The following is a 26,868-nucleotide window of genomic DNA, read 5'->3' on the forward strand; positions in this document are numbered from 1 at the left end:
ACGGAAGGGCTTTTCTGACGTTCCGTCAGATTGTTTCGGGGCGGTCGGCTACGCGGTGGTCTCCAGCACGGCCATCGCCGCGTTGTGCCCCGGCACCCCGCTCACCCCTCCCCCGCGCACCGCGCCCGCGCCGCACAGCAGGACGTTCGGGTGGCGGGTCTCCACTCCCCAACGGCCCGTCCCCTCCTGGGCGTAGGGCCAGGACAGGGCTCGGTGGAAGATGTTGCCGCCGGGCAGCCGCAGGTCCCGTTCGAGGTCGAGCGGGGTCTTGGCCTCGATGCAGGGACGGCCGTCGGCGTCGGTGGCCAGGCAGTCGGTGAGGGGCTCGGCGAGGTGGGCGTCGAGCTGGGCGAGGGTGGACTTCAGCAGCTCCTCGCGCGCGGCGTCGTTGTCCCGGTCGAAGAGCCGGGCCGGGGCGTGCAGACCGAACAGGGTGAGCGTCTGGTAGCCGCGCTCGGCGAGGTCGGGGCCGAGGATGGTGGGGTCGGTCAGGGAGTGGCAGTAGATCTCCGAGGGCGGGGCCGTAGGGAGTTCGCCGGCGGCGGCCTGGGCATGGGCGGTGGCGAGCTGCCGGTAGCCCTCGGCGATGTGGAAGGTGCCGGCGAAGGCCTCGCGCGGGTCGACGGCCGCGTCGCGCAGCCGGGGCAGCCGGGTGAGCAGCATGTTGACCTTGAGCTGGGCGCCCTCGGCGGGCTCGGGCGCCGGGTCCCCCGTCAACGCGGCCAGTTCCTGCGGGGAGGCGTTCACCAGGACGTGCCGGGCGGCGGCGACGCCCTCGCCGTCGGCCGTGCGGTAGGTGACCTCGGCGGTGTGTCCGTCGGTGGCGATCCGGACCGCCTCGTGCCCGGTCGCGACGACCGCGCCCGCGGAGCGGGCGGCGGCGGCCAGGGCGTCGGTGAGGGCCCCCATGCCGCCGACGGGCACGTCCCAGGCGCCGGTGCCGCCGCCGATGACGTGGTACAGGAAGCAGCGGTTCTGCACGAGAGACGGGTCATGGGCGTCGGCGAAGGTGCCGATCAGGGCGTCGGTGAGGACCACGCCCCGGACCAGGTCGTCCTCGAAGTTCTCCTCCACGGCGACGCCGATCGGTTCCTCGAACAGGGTCCGCCAGGCGGTCTCGTCGTCGATGCGGCGGCGCAGTTCCTCGCGGCCGGGCAGGGGCTCGGTGAGGGTGGGGAAGACGCGTTCGGCGAGGCGGGTGGTCATGCCGTAGAAGCGCTGCCAGGCCGCGTACTCGCGCTCGCCGCCGGTCAGCCGGGCGAAGGCCTCCCGGGTGCGCTGCTCGCCGCCACCGACGAGGAGCCCGGTGGGCCGTCCCGCGCGCTCGACGGGGGTGTACGAGGAGATGGTGCGGGAGCGGACCTGGAAGTCGAGCCCGAGATCGCGCAGGATCTTCCGCGGCAGCAGGCTGACCAGGTAGGAGTAGCGCGACAGCCGGGCGTCGACGCCGGCGAACGGGCGGGTCGAGACGGCGGCGCCGCCGGTGTGGTCCAGCCGTTCCAGCACCAGCACCGAACGGCCGGCCCGGGCCAGATAGGCGGCGGCGACCAGGCCGTTGTGTCCACCGCCGACAATGACGGCGTCGAATGTGCGGGTGAGCTCGTTGGCAGCCATGGTTCTTCGTAACACGTGATGATCCACTGCGGCCAGAGGCGTGCCCCGACCGTGGTCAGGCTCCGTCGGACGCGTGCCGGCGCACCACCGCGAGCCTGCGGTACAGCTCGCCGGCCTCGGTGCCCCGGCCGAGCCGCTCCAGGCAGTGGGCCTCGTCGCCACGGCCGGCGAGGGTGTCGGGGTGGTCCGGGCCGAGAATCTGCTCCCGGGTGGCGGCGATGCACCGGTACTCCGTGAGGGCCTCCGCCCAGCGGCCCAGCCAGCCCAGGGCGACCGCGACCTCGCGGCGGCTGACGAGGGTGTCGGGGTGCGCGGGCCCCAGGGTGTGCTCGCGGAGCAGGCAGACGTCCCGGGCCTCGGTCAGCGCGTCCTCCCAGCGTCCCAGACGGCCGAGGTTGACCCCGAGCCCGTGCCGGGCGCGCAGGGTCTCGGGATGGGTGGGGCCCTGGACACGGCTGCGGTCCACGATCAGCTCCCGGTACCGGCGCAGGGCGTCCGCGCTGCGGCCGAGCCGGCCGAGGCTGAGAGCGGTCTCGTAGCGGGCGGCGAGGGTGTCGGGATGGTCGGCCCCGAGCACCCGCGCTCTGGCCTCGGCGACCTCCCCGTAGATGCGCAGCGCCTCCTCCCAGCGGCCCGACTGACCCTCGGCGTAGGCGACTTCGGAGCGTGAGACCAGGGTGTCGGGGTGGTCGGGGCCGAGGACCCGGGCCCGGGCGGCGGCCACCTCCAGGGCCGTGCGGCGCGCGTCGTCCAGGCGGCCGAGCCGGCCGAGGGTGCAGGCGAGGTTGTGCCGGCAGCGCAGGGTGTCGGGGTGGTCGGGGCCCATGACGCGCACCCGCGCGGCCAGCACCTCCGCGTACACCTGGTGGGCCTCGAAGTGACGGCCCAGCCGGCCGAGCGCATAGGCCGACTCCTGGCGGGTGGCGAGGGTGTCGGGGTGGTCGGCGCCGAGGACGCGTGCTCTGGTCTCGGCGAGGTCCGTGTAGGCGTCCAGCGCCTCGGCGAGCCGGCCGGCGCGGACGAGGGCGAAGGCGGTCTCGTAGCGGGCGGCCAGGGTCTCGGGGTGGTCGGGGCCGGGGCGGGCGGGCCGCTCCCCGGGACCTGCCGTGCGCCCTGCGGGGAGCGCCGCCACGGGGCGTCGAGCGTCCGCGGGTCCGTGGTCGCCGGCCGCTCCCCCGGTTCCCCGGCTTCGTTCGATCCCGGGGGGACCCGCCTCGCGCCCGGAGCCGCGTATCGGACGCGGCCCCGCGCCCCCTTCGGGCGCGACCAGCCAGCGGCCGGACAGAGCCGCCCCGGCATCCGGGGGCAGCGCGCCCGGTCCGGCGCCGAGCGCCTTGTGGCCGGTGGTCATGCCCCGGCTCCAGGACGGCGGCCGGGCAGCGCCTGCCGGCGCCGGGAACTCCACGGCCGTGGCGGCGGTGTCCGTCGCGCGCCCGCCCCGGATCCGGCGGACCAACTCACCGGCGTCGTACGGGCGTTCCTCGGGCCGTTTGGCCAGGAGGCCGAGGATGATCCGCTCCAGGCGGCCGGGCAGCTCCGGGCGCAGTTCACGGGGCGGACGGGGCGGGGTGTCGCGGTGGCCGATGAGGATCGCCCAGGCGTCCTCCAGATCGAACGGCGGTGCGCCGGTGGCTATTTCGTACAGTACGCAGCCCAGCGAGTACAGGTCGCTGCGCTCGTCCACCTCACCGCCGCCGATCTGTTCCGGGGACATGTAGTGCGGGGTGCCGAGGGCGACGCCGGTGCCGGTCAGCCGGCTGGTGAAGCCGATGTCGTGGCCGAGGCGGGCGATGCCGAAGTCGCAGAGCTTCACCGTGCCGTCGGTCAGCAGCACGATGTTGCCCGGTTTCAAGTCGCGGTGGACCACGCCCTGTCGATGGGTGTAGGCGAGGGCGGCCGCGACCTGGGCGGCGATGTCCTCCACGTGGTCCACGGGCAGTGGATGGCCCTTGTTGTCCTGCAGCAGCCGGCTCAGGTCACGCCCTTCCAGCAGCTCCATCACGAGGTACGGAACGCCGTCGGACTCGCCGAAGTCGTGGACCACGGTCACTCCGCGGTGCGAGAGGCCCGCGGCCACCCGGGCCTCACGCCGGAACCGCTCCCGCAGGACGCCGGCGAGGGAGGGGTCGTGGTACGGGCCGAGCGGCTTGAGGCACTTCACCGCGACCTGCCGGCCCAGGGACTCGTCCCGGGCCCGCCACACCTCGCCCATCCCACCCCGCCCGATCAGGTCGAGCAGCCGGTACCGGCCCTGAACCAGCCTGTGCTCCCCCATAGCGATCCGCCGCCCCCGTCGCCGCCCGCCCCGCCGCCGGAAGGCCACTTCGGGACCACGCCCGGCCGCAAAGCGCCGGTCCGATCCGCGCCAGACCCCCCTGACTCGTCCAGTATGGCGGTCTATCGCCCCACTTTGTATGGTGCCGGACGCGCTTGCGGGCCGAGCCTCGCCATGGCCCGCAGGATGTGTTTGGGCGGCAGCTGCCAGCGCACACGTGGGGGAACGCGCCGCAGTACCGCGCCCGTGAGCCGCAAGCGGCGGGTGACGACCGCGGGTGCGGGGGCCGGTCTGCCGTACAACTCGTGGGCGTACGGCGGCAGAGCGGCGTACGCAAGCTCCGCCACGCGCCGCCACAGCACCTCGCGCGCCGGTACGAGAAGGGGATGCGTCGGCGGGCGGAGCAGGAAGTCGTCCACCTCGCGCGCGTCGGGCCCCACGGCCAGCTCCGGCCGCACCTCGCCGAAGTACGCGGCGAGTTCGGCCCGGCTCGCGGGGACGGCCACCGGATCGAGGCCCACCAGACGTGCGCTGACCCGGTGTTCGGCTATGTACCGGTCGGCCTGCGCGTCGGTGAGCGGGAATCCGGAGCGGCGCAGCACGTGCAGATACGAGTCGATCTCCGCGCAGTGCACCCACAGCAGCAGCCCGGGTTCGTCGATGCCGTACTGCTCGCCGGTGTCCGGGTCGGTCGCCGTCAGCATGCTGTGGATCTTCCGTACGCGGGCGCCGGCGCGCTCGGCAGCGTCGGTCGTGCCGTAGGTCGTCGTACCGACGAAGTTCGCGGTGCGCATCAGCCGGCCCCACGCGTCGCGCCGGAAGTCCGAGTTCTGTATGACGCCGCGGACCGCCCGCGGGTGCAGGGCCTGGAGGTACAGCGCGCGGACACCGGCGACCCACATCATGGGGTCGCCGTGCATCTGCCAGGTCACGGAGTTCGGCGTGAACAGCCCGGGGTCGCCCATGCCCGCAGGCTAGCGCCGCACCCTGGGCATCCCCAGACCGATCCAGGAGATGATCTCGCGCTGGATCTCGTTGTTGCCGCCGCCGAAGGTGAAGATGACGGCCGAACGGTAGCCGCGCTCCAGCTCGCCGTGCAGGACGGCACCCGCCGAGCCCTCCTTCAGCGGTCCGGCGGCCCCGACGATCTCCATGAGCCAGGCATAGGCGTCCCGGCGGGCCTCGGAGCCGTAGACCTTGACGGCGGAGGCGTCCTGCGGGGTGAGCGTGCCGTCCTCGACGGCGCCGACCATCTGCCAGTTGAGCAGCTTCATCGCGTCGAGCCGGGTGTGGGTACGGGCCAGCAGCCGGCGCACCCAGGGCAGGTCGGCGACCCTGCGGCCGTCGGCGAGCTTGGTCTCCATGGCCCAGCGCTGCACGTCGTACAGGGCGCGGATGGCCATGGTGCCGTGCGCGGCGAGGGTGACGCGTTCGTGGTTGAGCTGGTTGGTGATCAGCTGCCAGCCCTGGTTCTCCTCGCCGACGCGCCGGGAGACCGGGACGCGGATGTTCTCGTAGTAGCTGGCGGTGGTGTCGTGGGAGGCGAGGGTGTTGATGAGCGTGCAGGAGTAGCCGGGGTCGGAGGTCGGCACCAGCAGCATGGTGATGCCCTTGTGCGGCGGGGCGGCGGGATCGGTGCGGGTGGCCAGCCAGACCCAGTCGGCGGTGTCACCGTTGGTTGTCCAGATCTTCTGCCCGTTGACGACGTACTGGTCCCCGTCCCGTACGGCCCGGGTCTTCAGCGACGCCAGGTCGGTGCCGGCGTCCGGTTCGCTGTATCCGATGGCGAAGTCGATCTCGCCGGACAGGACGCGCGGCAGGAAGTACGCCTTCTGCTCCTCGGTGCCGTAGCGCATGAGAGTGGGGCCGACCGTGTTCAGCGCCATCAGCGGCAGCGGCACGCCGGCCTGCGCGGCCTCGTCGAAGAAGATGAACTGCTCCATCGCCGTCATGCCGCGTCCGCCGTACTCCTCGGGCCAGCCGACGCCGAGCCAGCCGTCCGCGCCGAGACGGCGGATGGTTTCGCGGTAGAACCGCTTCTGTGCGGCGGGGTCGGCGTACCGGGCGTAGGCATGGTCCGGGACCAGCTGTGCGAAGTAGGCGCGCAGTTTGGCGCGCAGTCGCTGCTGCTCGGGCGTGTGGTCGAGATGCACGGCGCCTCCAGGCTCCCCACGGGCGGTCCTGACGGCGCACACCGTAGAACGTGTTCCAGAAATAGGGAATGACACGCCACGGGGGAATTCGACGGGAGCGAGCAGCGGGCACCGCCAGGCGCGGGCGCGGCGGGCACCGCCAGGCGCGAGAACAGCGGACACCGCCAGGCGCGGGCGCTGGAGGCTCAAGTGCGGACCGGAGACTCAAGTACAGGCGCGAGGCTCAAGCGTGGGCGGGACGCCCACGGGCGGGAGGCGTGGAAGCGACGCGAGACGCAGGAGCGACGAGAGAAGCAGGAGCGCGGGAACGGGCGAAGCGGAGCGGCAGAGGGCTCAGGTCCGACCCTCGGTCGGGCGGGAGGCGCGGGGACGGCAGCAGGCCCCGACCCGCGGGGGAAGGAGGTCCCGGCCCCGGTGCGGGCGGGAGCGCCGGCGCGGCAGATGGCCCCGGGTGGCAGCAGGCGCGGGGACGGACCGTGCGGCCGGAGGCTCAGGTGTGGGTTCCGGGCAAGGTCAGGCGAGAGTCTGCAGGAACTCGGAGCAGGCGTCGGCGCACGAGCGGCAGGTGGCCGCTGCCGACTCTGCGCCGGGCTGGGCGTCGAAGGCGCGGGCGCACTCCAGGCAGACCGAGCGGCACCACTCCAGCCGCACCCGGATCTCCCCCTCGTCCTGCCGGCACTCCTCGCCCAGCACACGGCACGTGGCGTCGCACACCTCCGCGCACATGATCCCCAGCCTGCGCACCCGGTCGTGACACTCGCTGCCGTCCGGGTCGGTCAGACTCGCGCGCACCGCACAGGCCCGGGCGCACTCGGTGCACGCCTGGGCACACGCGAAGCGGTCCTCCAGGAACCGGTAGAGCTGCTGCGAAGTCGGCGTTGTGGTCACCCCGTGCGGGTAGCCGGGGCGCGGGGCCGCAAACCAGGGGGCGGGCGCCACTGACGCGCCGGGCCGGACGGGACGCGCCCGTCCGGCGGGGGAGGTCGCCGTACGTCCCCACCCGTCACACATAGTGTCCGGTTCGTCCGGTTCTGGGGCGGGTATTCCTGTCCTATGAATACCGCATCGATGCAGCTGGCCGCAGCGAGCGGCCTGATGAGCCTTGTCCTGTTCATTGTGGCCATGGGCGTCCTGGCACTGCTCGCCGGCGGCTTCTGGATGACCTCCCGCGTCCGGTACCGCGAGTCCCCCCGGCCGCGGCCCGACGAACAGCCCAAGCTGCCGCCCGAGGGCCCGGTGCGCGAGGTGCGGGAGAACAGGGATTTCGAGGAGGTCCCCCAGACACCCGAGGGCGGCCGGCCGCTCACCCCGTACGAGCTGAGGAACCAGGACTCCAAGCCGAGCGCCTCGAAGGACCGCCCGCGCTGGAGCCGGGGTTCCAGTGGCTCCTTCGGCGGTGGCGGACTCGGCGCCCACTGAATCCGGAAACCACCGGGACTCCTCGTTCCGTCGGTCCGTCCCGGCCCGCGCCGGGCCGCCGTACGCCTCTAGGAATCCGTCCGGGCGGCGTCCAGGCCGTCGACGCGGGCCACGTTCCGCCGGTCCTCGGGGTCCTGGCTGGGTTCGGCGGCGAACCAGGCGTCGAGGATCTCCTTCAGCAGCGGTTCGGAGGTCAGGCGCAGGCTCAGGGCGAGGACGTTCGCGTCGTTCCAGCGGCGCGCCCCGTCCGCCGTGACGGCGTCCGTGCACAGCGCCGCGCGTACGCCGGGCACCTTGTTCGCCGCGATGGAGGCGCCCGTACCGGTCCAGCAGCACACCACCGCCTGATCCGCGGCACCCTCGGCCACGTCCCGGGCGGCCGCCTCGGAGCAGGCCGCCCACTGCGCGTCGGCGCCGGGCCGCAGGGCCCCGTGCGCCCGCACCTCGTGACCGCGGCGCGGCAACTCGGCGAGGAGGAGGCGGGCCACGGGTTCGTCCATGTCGGAGGAGACGGAGATCCGCATACGGGGGAGCGTAGTGCCTGCGCAGCGCGGAGGCCGCGGGCGGAGCACCCCGGCACGCCGTTCCCCGCGCCCCTTCGGGCGCGGGGAACCGCTTAGGGCCGGTCAGGGATGCTCGGGGCGCTGGGCCGGGGGCACTCCGCCGCCCTCGCCGCCGCCCTTCTCCCCCTTGTCCGAGCCGTGCGGGCGGGCGCCGTCGTCGCGGGCGGCCGCCTGGCGGGCCTTGAGCTCGCCGCTGTCCTGCGGGGTGGCGCCTCCCTTGTCACTGCGCCGCTGTTCGGGCTGCTGCGGATTGGACATGCGCCGGACTCCCTCCGAGTGGATGGTGCGTGCGAGGTCCGGGTTCCCAGGGCGGCGCGGATCTCCCACCCCGTCCTCGGGCGGCGGCGCGGCGCCGGTCAGCGTCCGGTGCACGTGTTCGAGGGCGTCGAGGAGTACCGAGCGGTGGTACCAGCTCAGCCAGGCCGCCGTGTCGGAGGCCAGCAGACCGAGGGCCTCGGCCTCGCCGGCCGTGGGCCGGTGCCCGGCGTCGGGCCAGTGCAGGGTGATCACGCCGGTGCAGGAGCCGGCCGAGGACAGCACCGGGACGCTCTGCAGGGCGCGGGTGCCCGTGATGAGCAGGACGCGCCGGGAGTCCTCGGAGAGCAGCGCGTCGGTGGCCACGTCGGGCAGGCTGACCGGGCGTCCGCGCAACCGGGCCACCGCCTCGGCCGTGCCCTCGTCGCGGCCGCGCACGAGATGGTCGACCAGCACGTCCGCACAGCCGTAGTGGGTCTCCGGCACCAGGGCGTTCATGGCCGGGTCGACGAACAGCACGTACCCGGCCTCCGCCCGCGCGATGGCCAGCGCCTCGTGCAGCACGGCGTCGATCATCTGCCGCCGGTAGCGGGGGTCGCGCCCCTCGCGGGCCAGGATCCGCAACTGGGGCAGCGGCAGGGGACGCCGGCCCGGGAACCACACCTCGCCGTCCGGGGGCCTGGCCGCCACCACGGCGGAGACCAGGACCCGCAACGGCACGTTGAAGCGCTGCGACACCTCGCGCAGCACCCGGAAGGCGCTGCCGGAGTCCGGCAGGCCGTAGCGGACCATGAGCACGCCCTGCGCCATGCCGATGACGGGGGCGGTGCGCACCCGGGCGCGCAGCGCGCGGACCTCCTTGCGCAGATCCTCGTAACTGGGCCGCAGCGGATCCGCCATCTGCGACCGCCACGCGGGCAGATCCTCGACGCGGGAGGCGGCGCGGGCCAGCTCCCGCAGCGCCTCGTCGAGGGTGGCGTAGAGCCGGACCCCGTCCAGGCGGGCGAGGTGCACCGCCTCGCGCACTCCGGGCCGGGCCCGGACGATGATCAGGTCCGGGCGTCCGGCGCGCGACCGGCTGGTCTCGCTGAGCGTGTGCAGCACCGCGGCGCCGCCGAGCTGCACATGGGCCATGTCGAGAACGGGGCGCAGACCCGCCCGGTCCGCCTGTTCGAGGTGGCCGCGCAGTTCCGCCGACCAGGCCTGGGCCCCGGCGGCGTCGAGGCTGCCGGAGATGCGCAGCAACAGCGCTCCCTCGGCGGGTAGCCCCTCGACGACGGACGACTCGATGACGACCGGGGCCGCGGCGGCGGGCGGGTCGGAGGAGGGGTTCATGGCATCACCCGGACAGGACGTCGCGACGGACTCGGGCGGCCTCTTCCTGACCACGGTGCACGGTAGGGGCCCGACCCCCGACCGCGCCATCCACCGCGCCGGGCGGGGCGGGCCGGCCGGCTCACCAACCGCGGCCGCCGGGCCGCGGGCTCACCCGTCTCCGGGGCTCCAGGGAGACGAGGGCGGACGCCATGGTGGCGTACACCCGGACGCCCGGCAGCCCTGCCGCACGCAGCGCCTCCCGCACATGCGGCCGGGGCTGTACGACGGGCAGGGCGCGGCCGGAGAAGGCGAGGGCCCCGGTCGCCCGGTCCACGGAGCGCACCGCGGCCGCGCAGGCGAGGTACACCTCGGTCATGTCCAGCACGGGGTGCTCGCCGGCGCCCTCGGCCCCGGCGATGTGCTCGGCGAGTGCCTCCGAGAACTCCAGGGCGTTGGAGCCGTCGACCGTACCCCGGGCCTTCAGGACGCTGACCGCCCCTGCCTCGGGCCGGTGCTCGCGCACGATCTGCAGGAGCAGCGGGGTCGGACTGCCGGGGCGGACCCGGGCGCGGGACAGCTGATCGTTTTCCATGAGGATCGGACTTCCTGAGCGGGGAAGGATCAGCCGGCCGCGTCTTGACCGGGAGTTCACTGTGCCTCCGGCCCCGCGCCCGATGCAACGATTCTGCCCGGGCGTGTCGCACCTCGGTGGGTTCGGCCGACACGCGGCCGGGCGAGTGAGCTTCGGCGCTCCGCGAGCGGGCCGGATGCCGGCGGCCCGGCATGCGGGGGCTCGCCCGGCGGGGCGGGCCGCCGTGTAGCGCGCCGCGCTCGGGGCACTCGACGCGGCGACGGCAGGCCGTTCATGGGCCGCCGCGATGTCTCGCAGGAGGTGACGACATGGGTCACGGCGGAAACGTCATTCAGGAGCTGACGACCGATCACCGTGAGGTCGAGGAGATCTTCGGCCGTATCGAGGCGCTGCCGCCCGGCTCCGAGAACCGCAAGAACCTCGCCGACCAGGCCACCATCGAGCTGGTACGGCACTCGGTCGCGGAGGAGTCCTATCTGTACCCGGCGGTGCGCGAGCACCTGACGGGCGGGGACGCCCTGGCGGACAAGGAGCTCGAGGATCACGCCAAGGCCGAGCAGATCATGAAGGATCTGGAGGGCTGCCGGGCGGACGACGCCCGGTTCGACACGCTGATGGCGCAGCTGATGACCGAGATCCGGTCCCATGTGACCGACGAGGAGCAGAACCTCTTCCCGCGGTTGGAGGCCGCCTGTCCCGCCGACATGCTGATGGATCTCGGTGACAAGGTGCGCCGCGCGAAGAAGATGGCCCCCACCCGGCCGCACCCGTCGGCCCCGGACACTCCCCCGGCCAACAAGCTGCTGGCGCCGGGCGCGGGTCTGGTCGACCGGATGCGCGACGCGCTGTCGGGGCGGGGGAAGCAGAGCTGAGAGCGCACGACTGAGCAGCGGACCCCGGCCCACCCGGGCCGGGGTCCGGTTCTGTCCGGGTCACCTCGTCCTCTGGCGCCACGGCCGCATCCGCTCCCCGGAGCGGCCCCGGCGCCGGACCGCCCGGCCCAGAAGGCGGAATGCCTGGATGAGGGTCAGGGGCCACAGGAGGGCGAAGCACCACAGCAGCGCGGGGTCCGAGGTGCGGACACCCATGACGGCCGCGAACGCGGAGGCGATCCCGAGCAGCAGTACCGCGAGCGGCAGCCAGAACTCCCCGTGCCCATCACCCATGCGACGCGCGAAACGGCGGTCCCGCCGCAGCTCGGTCTCCATCTGCAGCAGCTGGAGACGTTCGCGGCGCGACAGCCGTACCTCGTCGTGCATCTCCCACTTCTCCCCGTCGTCCACGGCAACGGCACCTCCTCCGCCGATCGACGGCCATGCGCCCCGAGTCCCGGGACACCGAGTTCCCCGGTCGGCGAGGCCGATGCGAAGCCACACCCGCCCGCCGGAGCCGCCCCGGGCACCGTCGGCAAAGGGAGCACCACGCACCGTTAGGGTGTGCGCCGCAGGCGCCTGGCATCGTGAGGTGTCTACGCTCACGACGAGAGACCGATGCGGATGTGCGGCCGCAAGCCGGGAGGGTTACGTGATGTTCCCGGCCGCACCTGGTGCGACGGCCCGGCGGGAGAGCGGCCGCCGAGGTGGAACTCGCGGAAGCGCAGCGGCGTTTCAAAGGCCCGGTGATCGAGTGAGTCTGTGGGCGTCCGCGCACGTGAAGGAGTACTGAGCCACGTACGGGTGACCGTGCGGAGGAACGTGGCTACTCAGTATCGGCGCAGCAGCGGCCAGAGCACGGACCATGGCCGGTCCGGGCCTGCGCAGAGCACCACGGCCGCGTGCTGCTCCTGGTTCGCGGTGCCGTGCCCGTTGTCGACGCGCGCCACCATGTGGCAGCCGGTGAAGTGCCGCTCCAACTCGGGGTGGCCCGCCGGGTGCACGAGCAGTACCGGCCCGGTGGCGGTGGCCGGTGGTGGGCCCCAGGCGTGCAGGCCCATGTGGCCGGAGTACGGTGCGGGCAGGCCGAGGGCGGGCCCGTACCGTGCGACGGCCCCGGCCTCGCCGTAGTTCGCGGTCAGCAGCACGGCGGTGGCTCGCTGGTCGGCGGGGATCGCCTCCCAGCCGGTGGCGGTGGCGCGTGCGAGCTGTGGCCAGCCGACCTCCTCGCCGAGGTCGGGGTCAACGGCCATGGGCACGGTCAGCGCCGATGCGGGCAGCACCGGCAGGGCGGCCAGGGCGCTGGTGAGCAGGGCCGCGAGCAGTGCGCCTGCCAGCTTGGCGCGGTGCTCGCGGATCCAGTGGGCATAGGGCTCGGACCCGGCGGCGCTGATCGCGTACAGCAGCGGAATCGGGTAGTACCCCTTGCCGCCGCCGGCCAGCACCAGCAGGCACAGCACCACCCAGGCCACCACGATCGGTCGGGCCCAGCGCAGCTCCGGCCGGCGCACCAGCCGGCTCAGCCCGGTCAGCCACAGGGGTGCCAGCACCGGCGAGTACTGGAGCAACTGCATCGGCAGGGCGAGCAGGCGCCCGCCGGTTCCGGCATCGGCACTGATTCCGTGAGCCACCGTCAGCTCGGGCCAGCCGCGCACCGCCTGCCACCACAGAGTGGGGATCGCGAAGGGCAGCGCGGCGAGGACGGCGGTCAGCGGACCCAGCAGCGCGCGTGGACGCGGTACGAAGAAGCCGCGCGGCCCGGCCGTCAGCGCGCCCAGCGCCAGGGCCGGCAACAGCCCCAGCACCAGCAGCTTGTTCAGCAGCGCGATCCCGACCAACGCTCCGAGCCATGGCCACCAACGGAACTCACCCGTGCGCAGAAGCCGGAGCGCCAGCAGAACGATCGCCAGCCAGACCGTCAGGTCGAAGGTCGCGGTGGAGAGCAGGTGGCCGATTCCGAGCGTGTAGCCCGAGCAGGCCGCGGATCCTGCCGCCAGTACCTGCCCGCTGGGTCCGGCGCCCAGCTCACGGGCGATCAGCGCGGTGAGCGTGATGGTGACCGCGGTGAGCAGCGCGGGCAGGATCCGCACGCCGGTCGGGGTGGGGCCGAAGAGTTCCGCGCCGAGCCTGGCCAGCAGCGGGGTGAGGGGTGGCTGGTCCGGGTAGCCCCAGGCCGGGTGCCGGCCGGCGAGCAGGAAGTACAGCTCGTCGCGGTGGAATCCGTAGCGGCCCGACAGGACGATCAGCAGTGTCGCGGCCGCGGCCGCGATCCCCCCGACCGGCCCGGCTGCGAACCGCCGCAGGCACGGCCGCGCATCCCCCCGAATGTGCATGCCGGCATTCTGACAGTCCGGACGGGGCCGGAGAAGGTCCCGGAAGACGAGGGAACCGCCGGAGCTTCGAGGCCGGCCCTCGGAATTCCAGACGTCAGAGGCGGTCGGCGTCCAGGACCGCCTGGGCGAACGCCTCCGGAGCCTCTTGCGGCACGTTGTGCCCTGTGCGCTTGAGCGTGCGGTGGGCGTACGGACCGGTGAACTTGGCGCGGTACGCGGCACCGTCGCCGGCCGGGGTGAACGGATCCGACGCGCCGTCGACAGTGATCGTGGGCACACCGATGGCCGGGCCCGTGGCGAGCTTGGCCTCGATGCCGTCGTAGCGTGGGTCGCCCGCCGCAAGGCCCAGCCGCCAGCGGTAGTTGTGGATCACGATGCTGACGTAGTCCGGATTATTGAAGGCCGCAGCTGTGCGGTTGAAGGCGGCGTCGTCGAAGTGCCAGGTCGGGGAGACGTTGCGCCAGATCAGTTCGGCGAAGTCGTGGCGGTGCTCAGCCAGGCCCAACTCGCCTCGTTCGGTGGCGAAGTAGTACTGGTACCACCACGCCCACTCGGCCGCAGGAGGCAGCGGCTGCTTGTTCTTCTCCCGGTTCGTGATGAGGTAGCCGGTCACCGAGACCAGGGCCTTGCAGCGCTTCGGCCACAGTGCCGCGATGATGTCGGCCGTCCGCGCGCCCCAGTCGAAGCCGCCGAGCAGCGCCTTCCCGATCCGGAGGGCGTCCATCAGGGCGATGATGTCCAGCGCGACCACGGCTTGCTGGCCGTTGCGGAAGGTCCCCCGGGACAGGAACGTGGTGGTGCCGTAGCCGCGCAGGTAGGGGACGATGACGCGGTAGCCCTCGGAGGCCAGCAGCGGTGCGACGTCGACATAGCTGTGGATGTCGTACGGCCACCCGTGCAGCAGGATGACCACCGGGCCGTGGGCCGGGCCGGTCTCGGCGTAGCCGATGCTCAACTCGCCGGCCCTGACCTGCTTCAACGACGTGAACGAGGTACGCCCCTGCGCTGGGCCGGCCGTCGAGGCGTTCCCTCCGGGAGGAGTGGCCACCGAGGCGGACGCGGAGGACGAGCCGAGCCGTCCCGCCAGCGACGCGGCCGCTGTGCCGGCGGCTCCTGCTCCGACGGCTTTACCGAAGGCCCGCCTATTGATCATGAGAACCGTCCTGTATCGGCGTGTCGAGGGTGCCCTCCCCCTGGAGCGCGGTCGTGGTCAGGTTCGTCTGTCGGCCGGGCCGGGCGCCACGACCGGTTTCCTCGCGTGTGAGAGGCACGGACTCTCAGTCGATACAGGTCAGGGGCCGGTGCCCGGCCCTGGAGACGCCCCGGATCCACCGTCCCGCACTTGGCGGTCGCTCGCATCCGTTGCCAGCCCCGGTCACCGGCCCTGGCCGGGACCGTCCTGCAGCAGGACGGCCGCCTCGGCGGCCCGTGCGGTCACGCGGGCGGCGGCGCGTGTGGCACGTCTGGTCATGGGGCCAACCTGCCGTTCCGGCCCCTGGCCACCGCGGGCCCCAGGCCGGATGCGCCTGAGGGCGCGCTGAGGGCTGAGGGCGCTTCGAGGCAGGAGTGGCGCGGCTGTGGCGGAGCAGTACCGTGGAGGGGTCTCTTCGGCGCGCCGCCGCCGACCTGGTGCGAAGACCGGCGCGCCGGTGGCGACCGGCCGACGGTTGCCTCGAACCTGATCGAACACGCGCAGCCTCTAGCCCACCCCCATGGCAGGGCTTCCACAACCAATCTGCTGCCGGTGCCCAATCAGCCCTCGTCAGGTGTTCCGCGCCTGCACCTCTTGAGTGCCAGAGCGCGGGAGGCGTGGCGACCGGCGGTGTGCACAGCCGCCGGAAGGGCAGGAAGGCTCCACCATGGACATGAAACTCGAAGTCGTAGTGCTACCGGTCTCTGACGTCGACCGGTCGAAGGGCTTCTACGAGTCGCTGGGCTGGCGCCTGGATGCCGACTTCGTCGCCGATGACGGCTTCCGGGTGGTGCAACTGACACCGCCGGGGTCCCCGTGCTCGGTGATCTTCGGTAACGGGGTCAGCTCGGCCGTGCCGGGATCCGCCGAGGGCCTCCATCTCGTGGTCTCGGACATCGAGGCAGCGCGAGCGGAGCTGGCACGCAACGGTGTTGAGGCAAGTGAGGCCTTCCACGACTCGGGCGGAGTGTTCCACCATGCAGGCAACGAGAACCGGGTGCCCGGTCCGGACCCCGAGCGGCGCAGTTACGCGTCGTTCGCCTCGTTCACGGACCCGGACGGCAACGGCTGGGTGCTGCAGGAAATCACCGAGCGGCTCCCCGGCCGGTGATGCCGCTTTGCCCCTGGCCGGCAGCTGACGGAGAGATACCCCGGCAGACGCGCGGCCGCGTCCCCGATCACGACCGGCCGCAGCAGGACGAACTCATGGGCCCCGCGTCGACTTCACCAAGGATGAGACATGGCAGCCCTGTACGGTCGTCGGCCGGATCCCCTTCACTAGACCGCGAGCGCCTGTTCGGCCCACACGGTCTTGCCGCCGGGGCCGGAGGTGTAGCGGACGCCCCAGTCCTCGCTGAGCTGCGCAGAGATGAACAGGCCCCGGCCACCCTCGTCCACCGTTCGGGCGTGGCGCAGATGTGGTGCGGAGGGGCTGCTGTCGTGGACCTCGCACGTCAGGGTGCGGTCTTTGATCAGACGCAGTTGCACGGGTGGGGCACCGTGACGGATCGCGTTGGTCACCAACTCGCTGACGATCAATTCGGTTGAATACGCGGTCTCGTCGTCGACTCCCCACCTGGCGAGCCGGTGCCGCGTGCGCGCCCGCGCCTGGCTCACGGCTTCCGGCCGGTTGTCCAAGTCCCAGGTGGCGACCTGGTCTGCGGGAAAGCCGCTGGTGCGGGCAAGGAGGAGGACTGCGTCTCCGGTGGGGGCGTTGTCGCCCAGCCGGTTGGCGGCGTCGTCGCAGATGTCCTGCAGGGGCCGCGGGCCGTGTACCAACAGCCGGTGGAGGGAGCCCAGGTCGGCCGGTCCGTCGGAGGAGAGAGCCGACACGAGCGAGGTGGTGTAGAAGGCGAGGACACTCCCCTCCGTGAGGAAGACGGTCGTCTTGGCGAACGGCGCCCCGTCGGCGCTGCCCAGCGCAGGCCCGTCGGGCAGGTCGAAGAGCTCGGTGGTGCCGTCGGGGTGGACGAGGACGGGCGGGGGGTGGCCGGCCCGGGCGATGCTGCAGGTCCTGTCGAGTGGGTCGTAGACCGCGTACGCGCAGGTGGCGGTCAGCGGCTGTCGGCGTAGCGGGTCGTCGGCGGGCAGCGCGGCTCGCTCACGGGCCAGGCGTGTCGCGGTGTCGTTGAGGCGCGCCAGGAGCTCGTCGGGTTCCAGGTCGAGGGCGACCAGGGTTTGTACGGCCGTGCGTACTTGCCCCATGGTGGCTGCGGCGTGGATGCCCTCTCCGGCGACTTCGCCGATCACCAGCGCGGTACGGGCGCCGGGCAGGGACAGGGCATCGAAGCAGCCTCCTGCTCCCTGAGTTCCCGGCATGAGCAGGTGGGCGGTTTGGATGCCGGTCCCCGAAGCCTGACACGGAGCCAGCAGATGCCGCTGAATGGTCGCTGCAGTGGTGTGCTCGCGGGCGAACCGTCGAGCAATGTCGAGGCATACGGCCGTGTGGGCCGCCGCTTCCATGGCCAGAGCGACATCCTCCTCCCCGAAACAGTCGCCTCGCTTCGTCCGGTACAGGCTCAGCAGCCCGAGCACCCTGCCTCGCAAGGTCAGGGGAGCGGCAAGGAGCGTGCGGGCACCCGACGCCTGGATCGCTCGGGCGCGTTCGGGATCGGCCGCCAGCCATGACGGCTTGCCGTCCAGTGCGACGACGTGGGGCTCGAGGTCGGTCAGGGTCTGTGCGTAGGGGGTCGAGTACGGCAGGCCGCGCACGTCGCCGATCGGGTGGGCCTGCACCTGTTGTTCGCCGCCGCTGTACCGGAAAGCAGCACGACGTAGCGGAACGTCTCGCCCGACGGGGCCGAGCGGCAGGTCCTCACCGCGCGCGAGAGCGTCCACGACTTCCACCACCGCCACGTCGGCGAAGCCCGGCACCAGCGCTTCCGCCAAGTCCTGGCAGGTGGTGATCAGATCGAGGGTCCGCCCCACTCGCTCCCGCACCGCATGGACGATGCGCGAGCGGGCACGCGCCTGTTCACGTTGAGTGGCACCGAGCAGCAGCACGGCGACCCCCTGGACCGCCCCCTGCCGGTCCTCCAGCCGGAAGGCCGAGACACGGGCCGTGCACGCCGTTTCCGGGGCGTTCCTGGCGTGGAAGCACACCGCATGCTCCGATGACGACGCGCCACTCTCCAGTACGCCGCGCAGGATGCTCTGCACGTCCTCCGCGGCGGGGAAGTCGTACACATCGCCGAGGCGGCGTCCGACGATCTGCGCCGGGGCCGCTTGGCACATCACTTGCGCGGCTGCGTTGCATGCGGTGATCCGAAGCGTCGGATCCAGGACGTACACGGCGAAGGGTGCCTGCGCGAAGAGGGCTTCGAGCACTGCCGCGCCCGTCCAGGACGCCTTGTGCTCGTCCGCTGCGGCCTGGAACACGGCCCACGCGACAGAGCCGTCCTCGCGGAGCAGTGGCCGCATCCGCAGATCGACGGCGACCGCACGGCCACTTCGATGACACAGCGCTACCCGGTCGCGTCCCAAGGAGTGGCCGGAAGCGGCGGGGACGGGCCTGACCAGGCTTGTTACGGGTCGTCCCACTACCTCGCCCGCGGTATGACCCAGTAGCTCCTGCGCCTGGCGGCTCCACTCCACCACGGCTCCCGCACCATCCATGACCATCAGCGGAGCATCGCTTGCCACGGCGACCACCTCCGCCAACCAGCTTGCCGGAAGGTGTCAGCTTTGGCTGGTTTTGCGAATCTCATGGCTGGCCACTCCGCCCTCGCCCCCTTCCGAGGATCAAGAGCCGTTGACGGACGCGGCCGTCACGGTCGCCCTGCTCGCTCAGTGGCCGGCGCTCTGGCCGCCGTCGACGTGGAGGATCTCGCCGGTGACGAAGGGCGCGTTCTCGAGGTAGACGACCGCGTCGACGATGTCGCCGATCTCGCCCACCCTCCCGAGCGGGTGCAGGGCGGCGAGCGTCTCATCAGAGTCGTCCGAGTGCATCGGCGTCTTGATGACGCCGAGCGCCACCGCGTTGCTGCGGACGCCTCGCGAGGCGTATTCGATGGCCAGGGCCTTGGTGGCGGACTGCAGACCACCCTTGGTCAGGGACGCCAGCACCGAGGGGACCGCGGAACTGGCGTGGTCGACCAGGCTGGTGGTGATCTGGACGACGTGGCCACCACCTTGGCGGAGCATCTGCTCCACGGCGAGCTGGGTGATGCGGAAGAACCCGCTCAGGTTGACGCCGGTGACCGTGTCGTAGTCCTCCTGCGTGTACTCGGTGAACGGCTTGCCGACGAAGATGCCGGCGTTGTTGACCAGGGTGTCGATGCGGCCGAAGCGCTCCAGCCCGGCGGCGATGACGCGCTCGGCGGTGGCAGGGTCGGCGATGTCACCCTGAACAGTGAGGATCTCGGAATCCGAGGAAGGGGCGATGCCGCGGGAGGTGGCGACGACGGCGTAGCCGAGCTTGCGGTAGGCGTCCACCAGACCGGCGCCGATACCCTGCGACGCACCGGTGACGACGGCGACCTTGCGACTGGGATTGCTCATGATCGTCCTTCCGGTCGGGACCCGCCACCGCGCCGGCGTCGACCCGCGCCCCTCCCCGTCAAGGCGTGCCGGAAATACACGAACAGGAACATACTGACCGAAAATCGCCAATGCGTGCCACCGCACAGGCAACCACCGGATCTCCGACGGCCGCACCCACCAGGAAGGGGCGATACGCGCTCGCGGCACCGGAGGCCCACCCGGCCGAAGAGGAAGTGTCCGCGTTCCGCACCACCCCTGGGCCCGGTGAGCACCCGAGCACCCCGGGGTCAGGGCTGGTCAGGAGGAGCTGACGGCCGTCGCGTCCGTCCGACGCGCGGACAGCAGCGACAGGCAGTTCTCCCACAGGACTTGGAGGTACTGGGTGTTGTTGTAGAGCTTGGCGAACAGCACCTGGCCCTCGAGTTGGGCGACGACCGACCGGGCGGCGTCCCGGGTGTCGCCGACGGCGACCTCCCCGCGCTCCCGGGCTTCCGCGACGACCTTCTCGACCATGTCCACCTGGGCGTCGAAGATCTGCTGCAAGCGCTCACGGATGGGCTCGGTCTGGTTGCTCAGCTCCAGAGTGAGGTTGCCGAACATGCATCCGGAGACGGTCCCGCAGCTCTGCTGACCCGCGCGCAGGCCCGCCGCGGTCTCCTCGAACAGCCGGCGCAGCCGCGACAGCGGCTCCACATCGTCCCGCAGGGCCCGGGCCCAGTCACCACGCTGGGCCTCCCAGTGCTCGTCGAGCACGGCGAGGGCGAGGGCCTCCTTGGACTCGAAGAAGTAGTAGAAGCTCCCCTTGGGCACGCCGGCGGCCTTGCAGATCTCGGCCACGCCCAACGCCGAGTAGCCACGCAGTTCGATGAGCGACTGCGCGGCGGTGAGGATCTTCTCCCGCGCATCACTGGTACGTCCCATGCCGCAAGTGTACGACCGGTCGTCTATGCCGGGGCACCGCAGCCCCCGGGCGGCTGACACAGCGCCCGGGGGCGACGGATCAGTGGCCGGCGCTCTGGCCGCCGTCGACGTGGAGGATCTCGCCGGTGACGAAGGACGCGTTCTCGAGGTAGACGACCGCGTCGACGATGTCGCCGATCTCGCCCATCCTCCCGACCGGGTGGAGGGCGGCGAGCGTCTCGTGGAACGCCTCCGGGTGCATGGGGGTCTTGATGACGCCGAGCGCCACCGCGTTGCTGCGGACGCCTCGCGTGGCGTACTCGATGGCGAGGGCCTTGGTGGCGGACTGCAGACCGCCCTTGGTCAGGGATGCCAGCACTGAGGGGACCGCGGAACTGGCGTGGTCGACCAGGCTGGTGGTGATCTGGACGACGTGGCCGCCGCCTTGGCGGAGCATCTGCTCCACGGCGAGCTGGGTGATGCGGAAGAACCCGCTCAGGTTGACGCCGGTGACCGTGTCGTAGTCCTCCTGCGTGTACTCGGTGAACGGCTTGGCGACGAAGACGCCGGCGTTGTTGACCAGGGTGTCGATGCGGCCGAAGCGCTCCAGCCCGGCGGCGATGACGCGCTCGGCGGTGGCAGGGTCGGCGATGTCACCCTGAACAGTGAGGATGTCCGGCTCCTCCGAGGCTGCAATACCACGGGAGGTGGCGACGACGGCGTAGCCGAGCTTGCGGTAGGCGTCCACCAGACCGGCGCCGATGCCCTGCGACGCACCGGTGATGACGGCGACCTTCTTGCCAGGAATGCTCATGATGACCTTCTTCGCGAGTGATTGTGCGAACCGACGTTGTCAGCCGGTCGCCCTAGAGAACTAGTCGACCGGTCGGCAATGTTCCGCAGCGCTTCCGGCGGCCCACCCCGGGGACAGGCCCCCCACCTGCAGTGGGAGGCCTCACCTACCAGCTCGGAGAAGACTCGTCATGAAAGGACCGCTGGGCACCGCGGGCCGGTGGGGAGGCCACTTTGTGGCACCACGCCGTCGGGGCCACCGCCGCACCGACGTGCACTGGGAATCTGGATCTCTCAGCTGCGAGGAATCAGGTCGCGGCTCAGGACCGCTCGGCCTTTGACTCCCCCGGCCCAGCCCCCTACGTTGCCAATAGTCGACCGGTCGACCAAGTACGACGCCGATCGCGACATCCCCTTGATCCGAGATCCGATACGAAGGCGGCACACAGCATGCGCACCACCACCCTCGGCACCCACGGACCGCAGGTCGGCGTCATCGGCCTGGGCGCCATGGGGATGAGCTTCGCCTACGACATGGCCGCCGCACGCGACGAAGCCACCTCCGTCTCCGTCCTTCACGAGGCCCTCGACCTGGGCATGACGTTGATCGACACCGCCGACGTCTACGGCCCCTACACCAACGAGGAACTCGTCGGCCGGGCCCTGGCCGACCGCCGTGACCGCGCGGTGATCGCCACCAAGGCCGGGATGGAATGCATCGACCCCACCGGCGGCCCGGGCGGTGCCCCGCTCGTCAGGCCCAACGGCCGGCCCGAACATGTCCGTGCCGCCATCGACGCCAGCCTGCGCCGCCTGGGTACCGACCACATCGACCTGTACCAGCTCCACCGCGTCGACCCCGAGGTCCCGATCGAGGAGACCTGGGGCGTCCTGGCCGAGGCCGTCGCCGCCGGCAAGGCCCGGCACATCGGCCTGTCCGAGGTCGGCGTGGAGCAGATCAAGCGCGCCCAGGCCATCCACCCGGTCACCACCGTGCAGTCCGAGTTCTCCCTGTGGACCCGTGACGTGCAGGCCGAGGTCCTGCCCTACTGCCAGGAACACGGCATCGGCCTGCTGCCGTACTCGCCGCTGGGCCGCGGCTTCCTCCTCGGCCGCTTCAGCTCCTTCGACGAACTGCCGCAGAACGACCAGCGGCGGCGTCTGCCCCGCTTCCAGCAGGACAACCTCCGGGCCAACCTCGACATCGCGGCCAAGGTGCGCGAAGTCGCCGACCGCGTCGGCGCCACCCCGGCGCAGGTCGCCCTCGCCTGGCTCGTCGCACAGGGCCAACACGTCGTGCCCATCCCCGGCACCAAGACCCCCAAATACCTCGCCGACAACGCGGGCGGCTCGGACGTCAATACCTCGCCGACAACGCGGGCGGCTCGGACGTCAAGCTGTCCGCGACCGACCTCGCCGACCTCGACGCCATCCCGGCGCCCGTCGGCGCCCGGTACTGACCGTCCCGCCACCAGGGCCCGCACGAGACACGTCCCGTCACTCGAGCTGCTTCGCGGCTCCTCACGTCGTCGGGCTCGGGCAGGCGGGGACGACCTCCCGGACTGAACGCCTCCTGCCGCCAACCGCGCGTGCGTCCGCGTGACCCGCAGCCGGTGGGATCGAAACCGAGCGGAGCGTCGCCATCAGGGACGCGCACGTCGACGGCCCGCAGACCCGGCTCGAGCTGCCCGGTCCTGCTCCCCCCTCCCGGTCCTCACCGACGTACTCGTGGTCGTGCGCGCGGAGTTCCTGTTCGTCACCGCCCACCCGATCGACGGTGGGGACCACGGCCGTCGGTCGAGCCGGAAAGCGGGGCCGCGCTGAGGCGCCCCCGCCTGCGGGTGACGACCTCCCGATCACGGAGAAGGAATTGATGTCGTCGCCGAGAGTCCTCCAACCGCTATGAGGCCGAGGCTCCCAGCAACGAGGAAGCCGGTCCTGGAGTCTCCCCCGGTGCCAGGCGCACTCTGAGCCCATGGGAAACGGACAGCACGTCAGCTCCGAGGCTGCGGGCAGCAGGCCGCAGTCGGTCCCGTGCGGCCGGCCGGCGAGCCGACGGCACATCATCGCGCTGCCCGCCTGGTACCACCTCACGCTCGACCGACCCGACGGCGGCTCGGTCGAGGTCACCGGCGTACCCGCTCAGCACGGCCCGGGCGGCTCGGCAGCACGACATGACCGCCGCAACCCGTCGGTCCCGCCCCCGGGCGACCCCACCGGCCCCCGCCGTTCCGATTGATCTGCCGAACACCCTCAAGGGACTTGCTCGCATGACCGCAACACCGTCGCGAGACGACACCTACGCCCTGGGAGGCACGCTCGCCTCACCCTGGATCCACGTCGCCCAGGCCGCTGCCGCGCTGGCGACCGGCATGGGAGTGGGCCGCTTCGTCTACACCCCGATCCTCCCGCTGATGCACGCACAGGCCGGACTGTCGGCCGGCGCGGGAGCGAACCTGGCGACCGCCAACTACGTGGGTTACCTGGTCGGGGCCCTCGCCGGAATCCTCCTGCCGCGGCTGGTGCGTTCCACGGCCGTGCTGCGCGGGAGCCTGCTGGCGCTGGTCGCCTCCCTGGCCGCGATGCCGCTGACCCACTCCACCACCGTGTGGTTGCTGCTCAGGCTGGGCGCGGGAGTCCTCAGCGCGCTGATCTTCGTCATCGCCGCCAGTTCACTGCTCAGCCATCTGCGCGCGCACCCGGCCCACCTGCCCGGCTGGGCGTTCGGCGGAGTCGGCGCCGGAATCGCCCTGTCGGGCCTGCTCGTCCTGATGCTGCGCACGGTCGGCACCTGGCAGGCCGCGTGGTGGGCCTCGGCAGCCCTGGCCGCGGCACTCACCCTCGCCGCCTGGGGCCTGCGACCCGAGCCCGCCCCGCGACCGGTCCCGTCCGCGTCGGTGACGCACGTACGGACATCCGGGCCGCGTACCCATCGCTGGTTCGGCGCCCTGCTCGCGTCGTACACGCTGGAGGGCATCGGCTACATCATCTCCGGCACCTTCCTGGTGGCGGCCATCGAGCAGACCTCGCCCGGCTGGATCGGCAGCGGCGCCTGGGTACTGGTCGGGCTGGCGGCCGTTCCGTCCTCCGCGCTGTGGGCCTGGCTGGGCCGCCGATGGTCCCGCCCCGGCCTCCTGCTCGCCGCGCTCGGCGTGCAGGCCGTGGGCATCGCCCTGCCGGCGCTGGTCGGCGGGGTCGCGGCCGCACTGATCTCCGCGGTGCTCTTCGGGGCGACCTTCATAGGCGTGAGCACGCTGGCCCTCGCGACCGGCGCGCACCTGCGGTTCCCACGCGCCGTGGCTCTGCTGACCGCCGGATACTCGGTCGGCCAGATCCTCGGCCCACTGGTCGCGACCCCCCTGCTCCACCACGGCTACCACCAGGCCCTGATCCTGGCCTCCGTCGTCGTCCTGGCCGCGGCGCTCGCCGCACTGGTCCTCCGCATCGGCTTCCCCCACCACATGCCGCCGCCCGGTCACCCCGTCCGGCACTCCGAACCCGCCTCCGGCCACCCACTCGATGCGCAGACCTGCGGGAGGGCCGCAGTACGAGCGGTTCCACCGGCTCAGTGAGCCCTGCGCCGCCCCGGCGCTGCGCGAGGACATCGTCACCCTCGTCGAGGAACTCGACGAGCGCCCGACGGCCGAGTTGAGAGCGCTGCTAGCCCGAGTGGGACCCGCGCCGCCTCGCCCCCGCTCCCGTCGGTTCGTCCGGGCCGAGCCGGAACCGGTACGCCGACCTGTTCGGACCGCCTCGTGACCGGCGGCCGTGGACGAGAGACATCAAGACGGCGAGAGACAACAGGACAGGAAGACAACGCGACATGAGCACGTTCACCGGGATCGCCCACATCGCCATCGTGGTGCGCGACATGGCTGCCGGCGTCGACTGGTACCGACAGGCGCTCGGATTCGAGCCTGTCGGCGAGGTGAGGCCCGGGCCGGTCGGCGTCGGGCATCCCCGGCAGATCATGCACCACGCCGACAGCGGGCTCGTCCTGGCCGTCCACCAGCCCCTCCGACGGAGCGGCGACATGTTCGACCCGTCCCGCACCGGGCTCGACCATTTCTCACTCGGCCTCTCCGACCAAGCCGCTCTGGGCAGCTGGGCCCGGCACCTGGACGGTCTCGGGGTGCCCCGTTCGCCTGTGCGGGACGCCGGCTACGCGGAATTCATCTCCGTGGCCGACCCGGACGGCATCGCCTGGGAGTTGTGGGCCGGCAAGCCGGGGCACTGAGCAGGCCGGATCCGTCAGCGGCCGCGCAGAGCGACGCCCCACGGCCTGCGGTCGGCAGACCGTCCACCACTGCCGTACCGGACCACGACGTCGTGTTCGGCACGGTACGGGCCGCCCGGCGGGCAGAGGACGACCCACAGGCGGCGATTGCGCACACGCCGCGAAGACGGCCCTGTTCCAGGTGCTCGACGGCGACGAACCGTCCGTGCGCCTCGTGCCCGGCAGCGACGCCGTGCGCCGTGTCGAGCGGGGACGTCGGCAACCGGCCGCAATCCGCCCGCACGGCCCGCGCTGTCGGCCTCCACCGAACTCCCCGGCAACGGCCGACCGCCGCCGGAGCACCGACCTCGTCGGCCAGGCTCCGGCCCCAACCACACACATCGCAGCGGCAATTGGAGTTTCCCATGCACGAACCGACCTCCCCCGTGTCCGTCACCCCCGTCGACTTCTGGTTCGACCCCGTGTGCCCGTGGACCTGGCTGACGTCCCGCTGGATCCTGGAAGTGGCGAGGACCCGGCCCGTCGAGGTGTCCTGGCACGTCATGAGCCTGTCCGTCCTGAACGAGAACCGGCTGGACGAACTGCCCGAGCGCATCCGCGTACTGATGGGCGAGGCGTGGGCGCCGGTACGCGTCCTGACCGCGGCCGGCCTCACCCACGGGCCCGAGGTGCTCGAACCCCTCTACACCGCCCTCGGCACCCGCTACCACCTGCAGCAGCAGCCCAAGGACCGGGCCACGCTGGAAGCCGCCCTGCGAGAGACCGGACTCCCCGTGGAGCTGGCCGACGCCGGCGACACGGACCGTTACGACGAGGAGCTGCGGGCGTCCCACGGCCGGGGAATCACCCTGGTCGGCCAGGACGTCGGCAGCCCGATCATCGCCGTCCCCGGCCCGGACGCGGGCGGCGGCCCCGTCGCCTACTTCGGCCCCGTCGTGACGCCCGCCCCCAAGGGCGAGGAGGCCGCCCGGCTGTGGGACGGCGTGCTCACCCTTGCCTCCACGTCGGGTTTCCACGAGATCAAGCGGACGCGCACGAGCGGGCCCGATTTCAGCTGAGCCCCACGCGTACGGCTGATCGGCCCGCGCACCTTCCGGTCGGCTCCTGACGGCCGTCCCCGCCAACTGCCACTTGCACTAGACGACCGGTCGACTAATATAAGTGACCGGTCGGCTTCACGACCGTTGCCCCTAGTCCCATGAAGTGGAGAGCCTCCGTGGCCACCCCCGTCAATCTCGCCGTCGTCTACTACTCGTCCACCGGCACCATCGCCGAGATCGCCAGAGAGCTCCGCGACGCCGGCGTCAAGGCCGGCGCAGAGGTACGCCTGCTCAAGGTCGCCGAACTCGCTCCCCAAGCGGCCATCGACTCGAACCCCGCCTGGGCGGCCAACCACGCGGCCACCGCGGACATCCACGAGGCCACCCCCGAGGACATCGAGTGGGCCGACGCCGTCCTCTTCGGCACCCCCACTCGCTTCGGCAACGTCTCCTCCCAGCTCAAGCAGTTCATCGACACCCTCGGCGGCCTCTGGGCCCAGGGCAAGCTCGCCGACAAGGTCTACAGCGGCTTCGTCTCCAGCGCCACGGCCCACGCGGGACAGGAGTCCACGCTGCTCGCCCTCTACAACTCCATCCACCACTTCGGCGGCATCACCGTCAGCCCCGGCTTCACGGACCCCGCCAAGTTCATCGACGGCAATCCGTACGGCACCTCTCACGTCGACGCCCAGGGCAACAACCCCGTCGACGACACCACCCGCGCCGCCGCCCGCATCCAGGCCGAGCGCGCCGTCAGGCTGGCGGCTGCGCTCAGGGCCGCGGCCTGACAGCCCGCTGGACGCAGGCCTGTCGCCGCCGCTCCCGCGGCGGC

The 26,868-nt window shown here is 72.2% G+C and carries 24 protein-coding genes; 9 read left to right on the forward strand and 15 right to left on the reverse strand.

All coding sequences use genetic code 11. The annotated features are described in order from the left end of the window. Positions 1–48 precede the first annotated feature (48 nt). The 5 genes from AB0D93_RS27365 to AB0D93_RS27385 all read right to left on the reverse strand — a co-directional run bounded on the left by AB0D93_RS27365 (position 49) and on the right by AB0D93_RS27385 (position 6,930). Positions 49–1,614 (reverse strand): NAD(P)/FAD-dependent oxidoreductase, encoded by a 1,566-nt coding sequence (locus AB0D93_RS27365; RefSeq protein ID WP_362124325.1) that lies wholly within the window; start codon positions 1,612–1,614, stop codon positions 49–51. Positions 1,615–1,669: 55 nt separating this feature from the next. Continuing rightward, positions 1,670–3,889, reverse strand: coding sequence for a tetratricopeptide repeat protein (locus AB0D93_RS27370; RefSeq protein ID WP_362124328.1), 2,220 nt, complete (start codon positions 3,887–3,889; stop codon positions 1,670–1,672). A 122-nt stretch (positions 3,890–4,011) separates the two neighbouring features. Next, a complete protein-coding gene (locus AB0D93_RS27375; protein ID WP_362124331.1) occupies positions 4,012–4,854 on the reverse strand; it encodes an oxygenase MpaB family protein in 843 nt (280 codons plus the stop codon). 9 nt (positions 4,855–4,863) lie between these two features. After that, on the reverse strand, positions 4,864–6,042 hold the full coding sequence (locus AB0D93_RS27380; protein WP_362124334.1) for an acyl-CoA dehydrogenase family protein: 1,179 nt from the start codon (positions 6,040–6,042) through the stop codon (positions 4,864–4,866). A 513-nt stretch (positions 6,043–6,555) separates the two neighbouring features. Next, positions 6,556–6,930, reverse strand: a complete 375-nt coding sequence (locus AB0D93_RS27385) for a ferredoxin (protein WP_362124337.1) — start codon at positions 6,928–6,930, stop codon at positions 6,556–6,558. Between the two features lie 165 nt (positions 6,931–7,095). Between AB0D93_RS27385 and AB0D93_RS27390 the strand changes: the two genes are divergently transcribed. Continuing rightward, complete coding sequence (locus tag AB0D93_RS27390) at positions 7,096–7,461, forward strand: DUF6479 family protein (RefSeq protein ID WP_362124340.1); 366 nt, start codon at positions 7,096–7,098, stop codon at positions 7,459–7,461. Between the two features lie 68 nt (positions 7,462–7,529). Here the strand turns inward: AB0D93_RS27390 and AB0D93_RS27395 are convergent, their stop codons facing one another. From AB0D93_RS27395 to AB0D93_RS27405, 3 genes are all read right to left on the reverse strand, one after another. After that, complete coding sequence (locus tag AB0D93_RS27395) at positions 7,530–7,985, reverse strand: RpiB/LacA/LacB family sugar-phosphate isomerase (RefSeq protein ID WP_362124343.1); 456 nt, start codon at positions 7,983–7,985, stop codon at positions 7,530–7,532. A gap of 102 nt (positions 7,986–8,087) precedes the next feature. Next, the gene (locus AB0D93_RS27400; RefSeq protein WP_362124346.1) at positions 8,088–9,614 is read right to left on the reverse strand and encodes an ANTAR domain-containing protein; all 1,527 of its coding nucleotides are present in this window, start codon (positions 9,612–9,614) and stop codon (positions 8,088–8,090) included. Between the two features lie 121 nt (positions 9,615–9,735). After that, positions 9,736–10,188 (reverse strand): STAS domain-containing protein, encoded by a 453-nt coding sequence (locus tag AB0D93_RS27405; protein ID WP_362124349.1) that lies wholly within the window; start codon positions 10,186–10,188, stop codon positions 9,736–9,738. 308 nt (positions 10,189–10,496) lie between these two features. Here AB0D93_RS27405 and AB0D93_RS27410 point away from each other — a divergent pair, with 308 nt between their 5' ends. After that, positions 10,497–11,060 carry a hemerythrin domain-containing protein gene (locus AB0D93_RS27410; RefSeq protein ID WP_362124352.1) on the forward strand — a complete coding sequence of 188 codons (564 nt, stop codon included), beginning with the start codon at positions 10,497–10,499 and terminating at the stop codon, positions 11,058–11,060. A 60-nt stretch (positions 11,061–11,120) separates the two neighbouring features. Here the strand turns inward: AB0D93_RS27410 and AB0D93_RS27415 are convergent, their stop codons facing one another. The 3 genes from AB0D93_RS27415 to AB0D93_RS27425 form a co-directional block, all read right to left on the reverse strand. Then, positions 11,121–11,471: a DUF3040 domain-containing protein gene (locus AB0D93_RS27415; protein ID WP_362124355.1), complete on the reverse strand. Its 351-nt coding sequence runs from the start codon at positions 11,469–11,471 to the stop codon at positions 11,121–11,123. Between the two features lie 419 nt (positions 11,472–11,890). Continuing rightward, complete coding sequence (locus AB0D93_RS27420; RefSeq protein ID WP_362124358.1) at positions 11,891–13,393, reverse strand: glycosyltransferase family 39 protein; 1,503 nt, start codon at positions 13,391–13,393, stop codon at positions 11,891–11,893. 94 nt (positions 13,394–13,487) lie between these two features. Further along, a complete protein-coding gene (locus tag AB0D93_RS27425) occupies positions 13,488–14,546 on the reverse strand; it encodes an alpha/beta hydrolase (RefSeq protein ID WP_362124361.1) in 1,059 nt (352 codons plus the stop codon). A 706-nt stretch (positions 14,547–15,252) separates the two neighbouring features. On the opposite strand from AB0D93_RS27425, the gene AB0D93_RS27430 reads away from it, so the two are divergent. After that, complete coding sequence (locus AB0D93_RS27430; RefSeq protein ID WP_362124364.1) at positions 15,253–15,696, forward strand: VOC family protein; 444 nt, start codon at positions 15,253–15,255, stop codon at positions 15,694–15,696. Positions 15,697–15,863: 167 nt separating this feature from the next. Here the strand turns inward: AB0D93_RS27430 and AB0D93_RS27435 are convergent, their stop codons facing one another. From AB0D93_RS27435 to AB0D93_RS27450, 4 genes are all read right to left on the reverse strand, one after another. Further along, positions 15,864–18,236, reverse strand: a complete 2,373-nt coding sequence (locus tag AB0D93_RS27435) for a SpoIIE family protein phosphatase (RefSeq protein WP_362124367.1) — start codon at positions 18,234–18,236, stop codon at positions 15,864–15,866. A gap of 135 nt (positions 18,237–18,371) precedes the next feature. Then, the gene (locus tag AB0D93_RS27440; RefSeq protein ID WP_362124370.1) at positions 18,372–19,085 is read right to left on the reverse strand and encodes an SDR family oxidoreductase; all 714 of its coding nucleotides are present in this window, start codon (positions 19,083–19,085) and stop codon (positions 18,372–18,374) included. 279 nt (positions 19,086–19,364) lie between these two features. Then, positions 19,365–19,988 (reverse strand): TetR/AcrR family transcriptional regulator, encoded by a 624-nt coding sequence (locus AB0D93_RS27445; RefSeq protein WP_362124373.1) that lies wholly within the window; start codon positions 19,986–19,988, stop codon positions 19,365–19,367. Between the two features lie 79 nt (positions 19,989–20,067). Then, a complete protein-coding gene (locus AB0D93_RS27450; RefSeq protein WP_362124376.1) occupies positions 20,068–20,781 on the reverse strand; it encodes an SDR family oxidoreductase in 714 nt (237 codons plus the stop codon). A 428-nt stretch (positions 20,782–21,209) separates the two neighbouring features. Here AB0D93_RS27450 and AB0D93_RS27455 point away from each other — a divergent pair, with 428 nt between their 5' ends. The 6 genes from AB0D93_RS27455 to AB0D93_RS27480 all read left to right on the forward strand — a co-directional run bounded on the left by AB0D93_RS27455 (position 21,210) and on the right by AB0D93_RS27480 (position 26,824). Continuing rightward, positions 21,210–22,325 carry an aldo/keto reductase gene (locus tag AB0D93_RS27455; RefSeq protein ID WP_362124379.1) on the forward strand — a complete coding sequence of 372 codons (1,116 nt, stop codon included), beginning with the start codon at positions 21,210–21,212 and terminating at the stop codon, positions 22,323–22,325. 409 nt (positions 22,326–22,734) lie between these two features. Then, on the forward strand, positions 22,735–22,998 hold the full coding sequence (locus AB0D93_RS27460; RefSeq protein ID WP_362124382.1) for a hypothetical protein: 264 nt from the start codon (positions 22,735–22,737) through the stop codon (positions 22,996–22,998). 133 nt (positions 22,999–23,131) lie between these two features. Next, complete coding sequence (locus tag AB0D93_RS27465; RefSeq protein WP_362124416.1) at positions 23,132–24,331, forward strand: YbfB/YjiJ family MFS transporter; 1,200 nt, start codon at positions 23,132–23,134, stop codon at positions 24,329–24,331. 251 nt (positions 24,332–24,582) lie between these two features. Further along, a complete protein-coding gene (locus AB0D93_RS27470) occupies positions 24,583–24,996 on the forward strand; it encodes a VOC family protein (protein WP_362124385.1) in 414 nt (137 codons plus the stop codon). A 404-nt stretch (positions 24,997–25,400) separates the two neighbouring features. Further along, positions 25,401–26,054, forward strand: a complete 654-nt coding sequence (locus AB0D93_RS27475) for a DsbA family protein (RefSeq protein ID WP_362124388.1) — start codon at positions 25,401–25,403, stop codon at positions 26,052–26,054. Between the two features lie 158 nt (positions 26,055–26,212). Further along, positions 26,213–26,824 carry an NAD(P)H-dependent oxidoreductase gene (locus AB0D93_RS27480; RefSeq protein WP_362124391.1) on the forward strand — a complete coding sequence of 204 codons (612 nt, stop codon included), beginning with the start codon at positions 26,213–26,215 and terminating at the stop codon, positions 26,822–26,824. The last annotated feature ends 44 nt before the right edge of the window (positions 26,825–26,868 follow it).

This window comes from Streptomyces sp. NPDC048191 (assembly GCF_040652655.1).
GTDB lineage: Bacteria > Actinomycetota > Actinomycetes > Streptomycetales > Streptomycetaceae > Streptomyces.

Bases quoted from the DNA above. Each gene is read 5' to 3' on its own strand.
- AB0D93_RS27410 (WP_362124352.1), top strand. From the start codon at position 10,497: ATGGGTCACGGCGGAAACGTCATTCAGGAGCTGACGACCGATCACCGT.
- AB0D93_RS27430 (WP_362124364.1), top strand. From the start codon at position 15,253: ATGGACATGAAACTCGAAGTCGTAGTGCTACCGGTCTCTGACGTCGAC.
- AB0D93_RS27465 (WP_362124416.1), top strand. From the start codon at position 23,132: ATGGGAGTGGGCCGCTTCGTCTACACCCCGATCCTCCCGCTGATGCAC.
- AB0D93_RS27400 (WP_362124346.1), bottom strand. From the start codon at position 9,614: ATGAACCCCTCCTCCGACCCGCCCGCCGCCGCGGCCCCGGTCGTCATC.
- AB0D93_RS27375 (WP_362124331.1), bottom strand. From the start codon at position 4,854: ATGGGCGACCCCGGGCTGTTCACGCCGAACTCCGTGACCTGGCAGATG.
- AB0D93_RS27455 (WP_362124379.1), top strand. From the start codon at position 21,210: ATGCGCACCACCACCCTCGGCACCCACGGACCGCAGGTCGGCGTCATC.
- AB0D93_RS27395 (WP_362124343.1), bottom strand. From the start codon at position 7,985: ATGCGGATCTCCGTCTCCTCCGACATGGACGAACCCGTGGCCCGCCTC.
- AB0D93_RS27445 (WP_362124373.1), bottom strand. From the start codon at position 19,988: ATGGGACGTACCAGTGATGCGCGGGAGAAGATCCTCACCGCCGCGCAG.
- AB0D93_RS27460 (WP_362124382.1), top strand. From the start codon at position 22,735: ATGGGAAACGGACAGCACGTCAGCTCCGAGGCTGCGGGCAGCAGGCCG.
- AB0D93_RS27365 (WP_362124325.1), bottom strand. From the start codon at position 1,614: ATGGCTGCCAACGAGCTCACCCGCACATTCGACGCCGTCATTGTCGGC.
- AB0D93_RS27390 (WP_362124340.1), top strand. From the start codon at position 7,096: ATGAATACCGCATCGATGCAGCTGGCCGCAGCGAGCGGCCTGATGAGC.
- AB0D93_RS27450 (WP_362124376.1), bottom strand. From the start codon at position 20,781: ATGAGCATTCCTGGCAAGAAGGTCGCCGTCATCACCGGTGCGTCGCAG.
- AB0D93_RS27440 (WP_362124370.1), bottom strand. From the start codon at position 19,085: ATGAGCAATCCCAGTCGCAAGGTCGCCGTCGTCACCGGTGCGTCGCAG.
- AB0D93_RS27370 (WP_362124328.1), bottom strand. From the start codon at position 3,889: ATGGGGGAGCACAGGCTGGTTCAGGGCCGGTACCGGCTGCTCGACCTG.
- AB0D93_RS27470 (WP_362124385.1), top strand. From the start codon at position 24,583: ATGAGCACGTTCACCGGGATCGCCCACATCGCCATCGTGGTGCGCGAC.
- AB0D93_RS27475 (WP_362124388.1), top strand. From the start codon at position 25,401: ATGCACGAACCGACCTCCCCCGTGTCCGTCACCCCCGTCGACTTCTGG.
- AB0D93_RS27425 (WP_362124361.1), bottom strand. From the start codon at position 14,546: ATGATCAATAGGCGGGCCTTCGGTAAAGCCGTCGGAGCAGGAGCCGCC.
- AB0D93_RS27420 (WP_362124358.1), bottom strand. From the start codon at position 13,393: ATGCACATTCGGGGGGATGCGCGGCCGTGCCTGCGGCGGTTCGCAGCC.
- AB0D93_RS27405 (WP_362124349.1), bottom strand. From the start codon at position 10,188: ATGGAAAACGATCAGCTGTCCCGCGCCCGGGTCCGCCCCGGCAGTCCG.